Source organism: Streptomyces sp. KLMMK, assembly GCF_036961605.1.
Classification (GTDB): domain Bacteria; phylum Actinomycetota; class Actinomycetes; order Streptomycetales; family Streptomycetaceae; genus Streptomyces; species Streptomyces telluris.
The window spans coordinates 1-7,660 of sequence record NZ_JBAMDC010000314.1 but is presented as its reverse complement, the minus strand read 5'-3'; the positions used below and the strand labels follow the sequence as shown (position 1 = coordinate 7,660).

At 72.2% G+C, this 7,660-nt stretch carries 9 protein-coding genes; 7 read left to right on the top strand and 2 right to left on the bottom strand.

Annotated elements, in window-relative coordinates; genetic code table 11:
- Positions 1–418 (bottom strand): nuclear transport factor 2 family protein (locus tag V7793_RS29385; protein ID WP_336012062.1); only part of this gene is annotated, 418 nt, incomplete at its 3' end.
- Between the two features lie 141 nt (positions 419–559).
- Between V7793_RS29385 and V7793_RS29380 the strand changes: the two genes are divergently transcribed.
- The 3 genes from V7793_RS29380 to V7793_RS29370 are packed head-to-tail and all read left to right on the top strand — an operon-like array spanning position 560 to position 2,667.
- Positions 560–1,156 carry a TetR/AcrR family transcriptional regulator gene (locus V7793_RS29380; RefSeq protein WP_336012058.1) on the top strand — a complete coding sequence of 199 codons (597 nt, stop codon included), beginning with the start codon at positions 560–562 and terminating at the stop codon, positions 1,154–1,156.
- 37 nt (positions 1,157–1,193) lie between these two features.
- Positions 1,194–2,027 (top strand): arylamine N-acetyltransferase family protein, encoded by an 834-nt coding sequence (locus V7793_RS29375; RefSeq protein ID WP_336012055.1) that lies wholly within the window; start codon positions 1,194–1,196, stop codon positions 2,025–2,027.
- 34 nt (positions 2,028–2,061) lie between these two features.
- On the top strand, positions 2,062–2,667 hold the full coding sequence (locus tag V7793_RS29370; RefSeq protein ID WP_336012052.1) for a YdbC family protein: 606 nt from the start codon (positions 2,062–2,064) through the stop codon (positions 2,665–2,667).
- Positions 2,668–2,687: 20 nt separating this feature from the next.
- Here V7793_RS29370 and V7793_RS29365 read toward each other — a convergent pair whose 3' ends face one another.
- Positions 2,688–3,335: a TetR/AcrR family transcriptional regulator C-terminal ligand-binding domain-containing protein gene (locus tag V7793_RS29365; protein ID WP_443058018.1), complete on the bottom strand. Its 648-nt coding sequence runs from the start codon at positions 3,333–3,335 to the stop codon at positions 2,688–2,690.
- A gap of 138 nt (positions 3,336–3,473) precedes the next feature.
- Here V7793_RS29365 and abc-f point away from each other — a divergent pair, with 138 nt between their 5' ends.
- The 4 genes from abc-f to V7793_RS29345 all read left to right on the top strand — a co-directional run bounded on the left by abc-f (position 3,474) and on the right by V7793_RS29345 (position 7,498).
- Complete coding sequence (abc-f, locus tag V7793_RS29360) at positions 3,474–5,090, top strand: ribosomal protection-like ABC-F family protein (protein ID WP_443058017.1); 1,617 nt, start codon at positions 3,474–3,476, stop codon at positions 5,088–5,090.
- 37 nt (positions 5,091–5,127) lie between these two features.
- Positions 5,128–5,787, top strand: coding sequence for a histidine phosphatase family protein (locus tag V7793_RS29355; protein WP_336012044.1), 660 nt, complete (start codon positions 5,128–5,130; stop codon positions 5,785–5,787).
- Between the two features lie 11 nt (positions 5,788–5,798).
- The gene (locus V7793_RS29350) at positions 5,799–6,698 is read left to right on the top strand and encodes an ADP-ribosylglycohydrolase family protein (RefSeq protein WP_336012041.1); all 900 of its coding nucleotides are present in this window, start codon (positions 5,799–5,801) and stop codon (positions 6,696–6,698) included.
- Between the two features lie 98 nt (positions 6,699–6,796).
- On the top strand, positions 6,797–7,498 hold the full coding sequence (locus tag V7793_RS29345; protein WP_336012038.1) for a ribonuclease HII: 702 nt from the start codon (positions 6,797–6,799) through the stop codon (positions 7,496–7,498).
- Positions 7,499–7,660 lie beyond the last annotated feature (162 nt).

Below are 7,660 nucleotides of genomic sequence, written 5' to 3'. Positions count from 1 at the left end.
GTGGGGTGCCGAATTCCCTTTGGCCTGCGGTGATCGGCACGTCGTTGATGCTGGCCTCACGGCGCTGCATCAGACCGTCCGGGGCGAATTCCCACTGCTCGTTCCCGTAGCTGCGCCACCACTGGCCGGCTGCGTCGTGCCACTCGTAGCGGAAGCAGACCGATATCCGGTTGCCGGACCACGACCAGAGCTCCTTGCGCAGCCGGTAGTCCAGCTCCTTCTCCCATTTGCGGCGGAGGAAGGCCCGGATCTCGTCGCGGCCGGTGATGAATTCGTGCCGGTTCCGCCAGACGCAGTCCTCCGTGTACGCGAGGGCGACCCGCTCGGGGTCGCGGCTGTTCCAGGCGTCCTCGGCGGCCTGGACCTTGGCCAGGGCGGAGGATTCGTCGAAAGGGGGCAGGGGTGGACGCTGAGTCATCGCATGCCTTCCGGACACATGACGGAATGAGGGATCACGGGAATGGGGGATGAGGGAATGACGGACTGGGGAGAACGGTCGTTCTCTCATCCTCGGGTAGCCTAGAGAACGATCGTTCTCCGCGCCAGCCCGGGAGGGGCAATGGACATCGCCGAAGCCGACGGCCGACTGCTCGACGCAGCGGAATCCCTGTTCTACGAGCACGGTGTGCAGGCCGTCGGGATGGACCGGATCCGCGCGGCGTCCGGGGTCTCGCTCAAGCGCCTCTACCAGCGCTTCCCATCGAAGGAGGTCCTGGTCGAGGCCTATCTGCGACGCCGTGACGAGCGCTGGCGCGGGGCTCTGGCCGCGTATGTCGCCGCGTGCCCCTCGGCTGCGGCACGCCCCCTCGCGGTCTTCGACTGGCTGGAGGAATGGTTCGGCGAGCCGGATTTCCGCGGCTGTGCGTTCATCAATGCGTACGGCGAATTGGGTACGGGCTCCCCGGCCGTGGCCGAAGCCGTACGGGACCACAAGGCGGAGGTGCTGCGGTACCTGACCGGGCTCGTGCGCGCCGCCGGCGTTCCCGAGCCCGGACCGGTGGCCGAGCAGCTGGCCGTCCTGGCCGACGGCGCCATCACCACGGCGGCGGTCACCGGAGCGCCCGGCGCCGCGCGCAGGGCCCGGGAGGCCGCCGCGGTATTGCTGGAGGCCGCGGGCGGCGTGACGGCGGCCGAAAGCGGTCCGGTCCGAGGGTGAATACTGTCGGGTGAACGGCCGAGGGGAGAGGGCGGTAATGACGGGTGAGTTCGTGTGGGGCGGCGGGGATCTGGACCTCGGCACCTATCTGGCGCGCATCGGAGTCGGGGGAACGGTCCGGCCGGACCTCGCGACGCTGAGGGCGGTGCACCGCGGCCATGTGGCCGCTTTCCCCTTCGAGAACCTGGAAATCCTGCTCGGGCGGCCGATTCTGCTGGACGTCAAGGCGCTGCAGGACAAGATGGTGGCGCAGCGGCGCGGCGGCTACTGCTACGAGCAGAATCTGCTGTTCGCCGCGGTCCTGGAGCGCATCGGATTCTCGTTCACGGGCATCGGCGCGCGGATCAGGATGGGCAGTGACAAGCTGCGCCCGGTCACCCACATGGCACTCAAGGTCGAGGCCGACGGCGGGCAGTGGCTGTGCGACGTCGGATTCGGCGGGGAGGGGTTGCTGGAGCCCCTGCCCTTCCGGGACGGGGTGCAGGCCCGGCAGGGCGGCTGGACGTTCGGCATCGAGCGGGAGTCGCAGGACGTACGGGTGCTGCGCTCGCTCCATCGGGAGGGCTGGTTCGACCTGTACGCCTTCGGCCCGGAGGAACGTTTCCCGGTCGACTACACCGTGATGAACCACTACATCTCCACGCACCCGCACTCGCCCTTCGTCTCACGCGTGGTGGTACAGCAGACGGAGCCCGGCATACGGCGGAGTCTGGTGGGCTCCATGCTCGTGACCGCCCGCCCCGACGGTTCCGAGGAGCAACGGGAGGTGCCCGTGGCGGAGTTGGTGGAGGTGCTGGCGCGTGAGTTCCGGATCGGGCTCGACGAGGCCGACGGCGTGACCCTCGCACGGGTGCAGTCCTTCGGTACGTGACTGCGGGCCGCCGTCCGGGCCGTACGATGGCGCGGTGCTGGTCAAGTGGACTCGCTGCACGGTGGTCGACCGCCGCGGCTTCGAACGCGGACAACGCAAATGGGCGGGCCTGCTGGGCGAGCCCGGGTTCCGGGGACAGGGCGGAGGGTGGAGCAGAGGGCGTCCCCACGTGGTGCACCTGTTCGGCTTCTGGGAGAGCCGGGCGTTCTACGACTCCTTCATGGCGCGCTCCCACGACCGGCTCGCGGCGTCCCAGGCGGGAACCTTCAAGAACGCCCAAGTGCGGCTGTTCGAGCACCGGTTTGACGTGAAGGTCGGCTTCCAGCCGCAGTTCGCGGATGCGGACGTGGTGCGTATCGCCCACTGCCGGGTCCGGGAGGACCGGGTGGAGCACTTCACGCTGATGCAGGAGAAGGTGTGGAACCCGGCCATGGCCGGGTCCCCGGGGATGTTGCGCGGCGTCTTCGGGGAAGCGCCGGGCTGTGAGTTCCTGGTGCTGTCCGTGTGGAACTCCGAGGCCGAGCACGGGAAGTACCGCACGGAGCGGGTCGAACGGCTCGCCCTGCGTGCGCAGATCGAGGCCGACGTCGCGTCGGTCGGCGGTGACATCGTCGCGTTGGAGCCTTCCTGGGCCGTGTGACGGCCGGTCGGCCGCGTACGTCAGGCCGGTGACGCGAAGACGCCTGCGCGGGCCGCGGCGAGAGCGGCGTCCGCGGCCTGGCCGGCGACGGTGTCGTCGAGGGGCTCCCTGGTGATGAACAGCCGGAAGAACAGCGGGGCCGACACGGCCCGGGCGAGGGAGCCGTGGTCGGTGCCGGCCGGCACCTCGCCGCGGGCGGCGGCTCGTTCGACCAGCGGCGCGCAGCGCGCGAAGCGCTCGGCGTAGAAGGCGCGCAGGGCCTCCGCCGCCCGCTCCGACTGGAACGCGGCGGCGATGAAGGCCGCCGGAGCCGCTCCGGCGGCCGGGTCGCCGAAGGTGTCGACTACCTGCTGCGCCAGGGCGCGCAGATCGCCCCTGAGGGTGCCCGTGTCGGGCGGTGTCCAGGTGTCCTCTCCGGCGAGGTCCAGTGCGTCGGCGACGAGCCCTTCGACGCCGCCCCAGCGGCGGTAGAGCGTCGTCTTGTGGACGCCGGACTGCTCGGCGACGTACTCCACGGTGAGGCCCGGATAGCCGTACTCGACCAGCCCCGCGAGGACGGCGTCGCGCACGGCCGCGCGGGTGCGGGCGGTGCGGCCGCCGGGCCGCACCGTGCCCGGCGCGGAGGAGGACGGGGGCACTTGGGAGGAAGGCGTCGATGGCAACTGCAACTCCTGTTGCGTTAGCTGGGTGAGGCGTGTCATGCTGAGCGTAACGCAACTCGGGTCGCATTTGGTGTGGCGCGGCCGGGGATGCGTCCCCGCAGGGGCCTCCCGGAGCCCTGCGCCGATGCCGACGGAGGTTTGCGCGTGCCTACTCAGCTTTCTTTGCGTGGTGTGTCCATGTCCCGGGGCGACCGCCCGCTCCTGGACGACGTCACCTTCTCGGTGCGGCCGGGTGAGCGGATCGGCATCGTCGGAGAGAACGGCGCGGGGAAGTCCACACTGCTCAGGCTCCTCGCGGGCCTTGAGACACCCGACGACGGCACCGTCGTCGCCGGGGCGGAGGGCGGCCTGGCCCGCCTGGGGCAGACGCCCGAGCTCCCCCCGGACCGCACGGTGGGTGACGCCGTCGACCTGGCGCTGGCCGACCTCCGCGCCATGGAGCGCAGGCTCCGGGAGCTGGAGGCCGCCCTGGGGGAGGCCGGGCCCGAAGCCCTGGAGGAGTACGGCGAGCTGCTCAGCGCCTTCGAGGCGCGCGGCGGCTACGAGGCCGATGCCAGGGTGGACAAGGCGCTGCACGCCCTGGGCCTCGCCCACATCGGGCGGGAGCGGCTGCTGGGCAGCCTCTCCGGAGGGGAGCAGGCGCGCCTCGGACTCGCCTGCCTCATCGCGGCCGCCCCCGAGGTCATGCTCCTGGACGAGCCGACCAACCACCTGGACGGCGCGGCCCTGGTCTGGCTCGAGGACACCCTGCGGGCGCACCCCGGCACCGTCCTCGCCGTCTCCCACGACCGCGTCTTCCTCGAACGCGTCGCCACCACCGTGGTGGAGCTCGACGCCGACCGCAGGTCCCTCGTCCGCTACGGCGGGGGATACGCCGGGTTCGTCGAGGAGCAGGCCGCGGCCCGCAGGCGCTGGGAGCAGGCGTACGAGGAGTGGTCGGCCGAGACCGCGGCGCTCGAAGGCGCCGCTGCGACCGTCGCCCGGCGCGTGGCCCCGGGCCGGGCCGCCAAGGACGGCAACAAGATGGCCTACGACCGCGACAAGGGCCGCGTCCAGGCCTCGGTCTCCAGCCGGGTGCGCAACGCCCAGGAGCGGCTGCGCAGGCTCCGGGAGAACCCGGTGCCCCGTCCGCCGGAGCCCCTGCGCTTCGACGCCCGCCCGGCTGCAGGCACGGCCTCAGGCGTCCTCGTGACGCTGGAGGATGTGCGGGTCGGGGAGCGGCTCGCGGTCCGCCGGATGGAGGTCGGCGCGGGCGAGCGGCTGCTGGTGCACGGGGCCAACGGTGCAGGGAAGAGCACCCTGCTCCGCGTGCTCGCGGGCGTCACCGAGCCGGATGCCGGCACCGTGACCCGGCGGGGGAGCATCGGCTACCTCGCCCAGGAGATCCCCGTGACCCGCCCCGCGGAACGGCTGCTCGCCGCCTTCGCCCGCGGCCTGGCGGGCACCGAGGAGGAGCACAGGGCCCGGCTGCTGTCCTACGGGCTCTTCCGGGAGCGCGACCTCCACGTGCCCGTCGGCGCCCTCTCGGCCGGACAGCGCCGCCGCCTCGGGCTCGCCCGCCTCCTCGCCCGTCCCGCCGACCTCCTCCTGCTGGACGAGCCGACGAACCACCTCGCCCTCGGCCTGGTCGAGCAGCTGGAAGAGGCGCTGGCCGCGTGGTCCGGCGCCCTGGTCGTGGTCACCCACGACCGGCACATGCGGCAGCGCTTCGAGGGCCGGCAGTGCGAGATACGGGCAGGCCGGGCGCTGGTCACGGGCTAGCGAGGCGGCCGGACGGCGCTCGATCTAGGGTGGCGGCATGCCACGGCCCCGACGCATCGTTCTCATCCGGCACGGCGAGTCGGTGGGCAACGTCGACGACACCGTCTACGAACGCGAGCCCGACCACGCCCTGAGCCTGACGGAGAAAGGCCGTCAGCAGGCCAGGGAGGCAGGGGCTCCCCTCCGCGAGCTCTTCGGCGACGAGCGGGTCTCGGCCTACGTCTCGCCCTACCGCCGCACGCACCAGACCTTCCAGGCCCTCGGGCTCGACCCGGGCCGCGTCCGCGTCCGGGAGGAACCCCGGCTGCGCGAGCAGGACTGGGGGAACTGGCAGGACCTCGTCGACGTGCGCAGGCAGAAGGCCTACAGGGACGCCTACGGCCACTTCTTCTACCGCTTCGCCCAGGGCGAGTCCGGCGCGGACGTCTACGACCGGGTAGGAGCCTTTCTGGAGAGCCTGTGGCGCAGCTTCGAGGACCCCGACCACCCGCCCAACGTCCTGCTGGTCACCCACGGCCTGACCATGCGGCTCTTCTGCATGCGGTGGTTCCACTGGACGGTCGCGGAGTTCGAATCCCTGTCGAACCCGGGCAATGCGGAGACCCGCGCCCTGCTCCTCGGGCCGGACGGCCGGTACCACCTCGATCGGCCCTTCGAGCGCTGGTGCACACCTGAACCGTACGGCTTCACCGGTTAGAGTTCGCACCGATGACCGCTGACCGATTCCACCGCGCACTGGCGAGCCTGCGCGGGCTGGCCCTCGGCGACGCCCTCGGCTCCCAGTTCTTCGTCCCGGGCAACTACCCGTCACTCAAGCGGCGCGAGCTGCCCCCGTCCCCCTGGCAGTGGACCGACGACACCGAGATGGCCTGTTCCGTGCTGGCCGTCCTCGCCGGCCACGGGCGTGTCGACCAGGACGCGCTCGCCCGCTCCTTCGCGGAGCACCACGACTTCGACCGGGGATACGGCCCGGCCGTGGGCCGCATGCTGCGCCTGGTCCGCGAGGGCGGCGACTGGCGCGAGCTGGCCGCGGCCCTCTTCAACGGACAGGGCTCCTGGGGCAACGGCGCGGCGATGCGCATCCCCCCGCTCGGCGCCTGGTACGCGGACGACCCGGAACAGGCCACGCACCAGGCCGAGATCTCCGCGTACACCACCCACCAGCACCGTGAGGCGGTGGCCGGGACCATGGCCGTGGCCGCCGCCGCGGCCATCGCCGCCGCTCCGGCCGGCCCCGTGGCACCCGACGCGCTCCTGGAGGGCGTCATCGCCCTGGTGCCGCGCAGCGCCGTGCAGGCCGGTCTCCGGCGCGCGCGGGACATGCTCGACTACGGCGACCCGACCACGGTCGCCGCCGTCCTCGGCTGCGGCCGCCGCACCAGCGCGCACGACACCGTGCCGTTCGCCCTGTGGTCCGCGGCGCGCAACCTCACCTCCTACGAGGCCGCCTTCTGGACCACCGCACAGGTGGGCGGCGACGTGGACACCAACTGCGCCATCGTCGGCGGAGTGGTCGCCGCGGGCGAGCGCGGGGCGCCGCCCGCCGACTGGCTCCGGCGCACCGAGGACCTGCCGGACTGGCTCCCGTCCGGCGCGGGCCGGCGGTAGGCGAACCGGCCGCAAGAACCGGAATGGAACCGGCCGTAAGAAAGGGGAGGGGGCGGGGCTACTCGGGCCACCCGTAGGGGCGTACGCTTGCTGGCGCCATGCCGTACGAACCGCCTACCCACACCGTCGAGCGCTCCCTGCGCGCAACGACCGGAGTCAAGGTCGTCGCCGGGCTCGACGAGGTCGGCCGGGGAGCCTGGGCCGGTCCGGTCACCGTGTGCGCGGCCGTCACAGGACTGCGCCGCCCGCCCGAGGGCCTGACCGACTCCAAGCTGCTGACGCCCAAGCGGCGAGCCGTCCTCGCCGTGCAGCTGGAGAGCTGGGTCACCGCCCACGCACTCGGCCACTCCTCCCCACAGGAGATCGACGAACTGGGCATGACGGCGGCACTGCGGCTGGCCGCCTCCCGTGCGCTGGAGGCGCTGCCCGTCCGGCCCGAGGCGGTGATCCTCGACGGCAAGCACGACTACCTCGGCGATCCCTGGCGGGTCCGTACGGTCATCAAGGGCGACCAGTCCTGCGTGGTCGTCGCGGCGGCGTCCGTGCTCGCCAAGGTCCGGCGCGACGCGATGATGGCGGAACTGGGCGTCGGCTACGAGGACTTCGGCTTCTGTGACAACGCCGGATATCCCTCGCCGGTGCACCGCGCCGCTCTCGAGGCGCTGGGCCCCACCCCGCACCACCGGCTGTCCTGGTCGTATCTGGACGCGCTGCCCAGGTGGCAGCACCTCAAGCGGGTTCGCAGCGTCCCCCAAGCAGCTTCACTGGAGGCCGGTGGCCAGCTCGGTTTCGAATTCTGAGCGGCCCTGGCCGCCACCCGCCGACGCGACTCGCACCGGCGTTTGATAAACATCAACTCATGCCTCTCATCCCCGAGGAGCCTCAGATTCACGAGAGTGTCCCGGGTCCCCGTGCCGTGCCGGCCCCCGGCCGTACGGCGCCGACCCCCCGCCCTGTCCCTG

What these genes read in the sequence shown, in the direction of transcription:
- V7793_RS29380 (WP_336012058.1), top strand. Translation starts at nt 560, where the DNA reads ATGGACATCGCCGAAGCCGACGGCCGACTGCTCGACGCAGCGGAATCC.
- V7793_RS29345 (WP_336012038.1), top strand. Translation starts at nt 6,797, where the DNA reads ATGCCGTACGAACCGCCTACCCACACCGTCGAGCGCTCCCTGCGCGCA.
- V7793_RS29350 (WP_336012041.1), top strand. Translation starts at nt 5,799, where the DNA reads ATGACCGCTGACCGATTCCACCGCGCACTGGCGAGCCTGCGCGGGCTG.
- V7793_RS29355 (WP_336012044.1), top strand. Translation starts at nt 5,128, where the DNA reads ATGCCACGGCCCCGACGCATCGTTCTCATCCGGCACGGCGAGTCGGTG.
- V7793_RS29375 (WP_336012055.1), top strand. Translation starts at nt 1,194, where the DNA reads ATGACGGGTGAGTTCGTGTGGGGCGGCGGGGATCTGGACCTCGGCACC.